This window comes from Kitasatospora sp. NPDC096128 (assembly GCF_040303105.1).
Classification (GTDB): domain Bacteria; phylum Actinomycetota; class Actinomycetes; order Streptomycetales; family Streptomycetaceae; genus Kitasatospora.
In genome coordinates this window covers 1-2,328 of record NZ_JBEOSP010000117.1, presented here as the reverse complement: position 1 = coordinate 2,328, position 2,328 = coordinate 1, and the positions used below count along the sequence as shown (strand labels likewise).

General features: G+C 31.4%; 1 protein-coding gene. It reads right to left on the bottom strand.

The annotated features are described in order from the left end of the window. Window positions 1-1,047 precede the first annotated feature (1,047 nt). Window positions 1,048-2,037 carry a hypothetical protein gene (locus ABTY61_RS41810; protein WP_502895547.1) on the bottom strand — a complete coding sequence of 330 codons (990 nt, stop codon included), beginning with the start codon at window positions 2,035-2,037 and terminating at the stop codon, window positions 1,048-1,050. Window positions 2,038-2,328 lie beyond the last annotated feature (291 nt).

Here is a 2,328-nt window from a genome sequence, read left to right as displayed (position 1 = left end):
GATCTTTTTCATGCCAAAAATTTCTTTCAACAACAAAAAACGCCTCAACCCTTTATTAACAAGGGATAAAGCGATAATTTAAAACTCGAGTTATTTATATATAGTATCAAGACAAGAAGAAACTCGTTTTACTCGTTTCAAAAAAGCCAAAAAATATCAGCATTAAATACTTTTGAATGCACTGTAATTAAATAAATGTTAAAGTGAAAATATAGCATTATCCTCAAACATCATTAATTCTTTTAACATGTAATAGTTCTTCGCCCAACACATAGCTACTCAAAAATTGAGTGGCTATTTTTTAATGCTTTATTCCAATTGCTTTATTGACGTTGAGCCTCTGAACCCTTAACAATCCCTAAACTTGTCGAATCGTCGGCTTAATAGCTCACGCTATACCGACATTCGTCTCCAAGTTTAGTTAAGGGTTCTTCTCAACATCAATAAATTTTCTCGGCATAAATGTGTGTGATATGCTTAATACAGTCCTCATTTTCAATCGCACAGTATGATAGCTATTCTCCAGACCACTCATTTTTGAGTGGTTCCTTTATTTTGCATTTTAAGCCCTTTCTAGGACATTTAATCATTCCACGTATAAAAAATAACTAAAAACTTTTTTTGTTCAACAGAGAGACGATAAATCATTTTAAAATTCATTTTCTAAATCTTTTAGAATACGAAATATGTTTTTCTATCTCGGTTATTCTTCTTAATAAAAAGCTAAAGCCTTAAAAAATAGGTGTATAATGTAACTCTTGTATTTTAAAGAGCATAAGAGGAATCCTGCACAGAAATGTCTCCGTATGTAGCCATTCGGTAGCCATTTCTGTGCAAAATATTGATTTGACAGTGTCAAATGGGATTCCTATTTATGCGATAAAAATTGTTATATGACTCCCGAACGGCTACACAAAAGATACCGAATAGCTACACAAAACCAAAAATGGCTACCATATGGATACCTAAAATCAAAAATAGCTCCCAAATGGCTACCTAATAATGTAGCTATTTGGGAGCTAAAAGGGAGCCAAATGGTAGCCATTTTTAAAATAGCTTCTTACTTTTTGTCTGCCAAAATTCTATTTGCTTTTGTAATTGTTTTTCATTTTCTCTTAAAGTCGATTTCATTAATTCTGTTAAATCAACTGGAGATATTTCTTTAATTAAATTTTTATATTTATATTTAGTTCTTTTATTCAATTCTCCCCATTTGCCTTCTTCATGAATTAACATGTAAACCATTGCTTGTTCATTTAATTTTTCTAGCGAAGTCCAATCTGGTTTCAAGATATGTAAATCATTAAAACAATCATTCCAGTAGTCCACCATGTCTCTTTTAAGTTCAATTTCTACACGCCATAAGTGGTCAGACATAACTTCGACATCTGCGTTATCTTTACATTCTTGTTTTTTGTTATAAATTCTAATAAATCTATCACTATCACGAACGCCAAAATATTTTGTTTCTGGTTTCCCGTCACGACCATAAAATACAGTTTTCTTAACTGCTTTATCAGTCATTGCATAATAATTACTTAAATCATCTTCAAAATCAAAAGCTAAATCTATTCTTGTAAAACCGTCATCTTCCATGTAGTCGATAATGTTTTGTTTTAACCAAAGCATTTCTTCATGCGTAAGTTTATTCGGATTAAATTCAACACGCATATTACGTCTATCCCATGTATCTGCTTTTACTTTGTCGTATTCAATATAAACTTTTTCCTGTAGTGCTTTAGCTTTAAATTTCGTTTGTAGTATATCCCAAAGTCGAATTTGTGGTTCGATACTCATAAATGACGATAGCTTTTGAGCGTTGTCACGACTGAGATTTCCAACTATTGTCATAGCGTCAAAACTTAATTTAGGATTTTGTGGGTGCACAGAATGCACTCCTAACCGGCTATTAGAGTAGCCGGTTTTAGAAAAAATATCTAAATCGTTATTTTTACAATGATTTAAGTAATTTACACGCTTATTATTTTTACTCATAAAAAATCGACTCCTTAATTTGTTTTTTAAGAAGCCGCCCATCCAAACGTCAAATGTAAATGTTGAAGTATAATCAAATATCGTTTAATATCTAAATATACAAAATCATAAAAACAACTCCTGTTTTAATTTTTGAATTTGAATGGTTGTCGCGCACAAACTTTGGTCGGGGAGTGGGCGACTTCTTTTTTATTTGCTATTAATATAACACTATCAAAAAACTTGGTCTAATATGACCGATCTTTTTCATGCCAAAAATTTCTTTCAACAACAAAAAACGCCTCAACCCTTTATTAACAAGGGATAAAGCGATAATTTAAAACTCGAGTTATT

Coding starts and splice junctions, on each gene's coding strand:
- ABTY61_RS41810 (WP_502895547.1), bottom strand. CDS start 2,037: ATGGGCGGCTTCTTAAAAAACAAATTAAGGAGTCGATTTTTTATGAGT.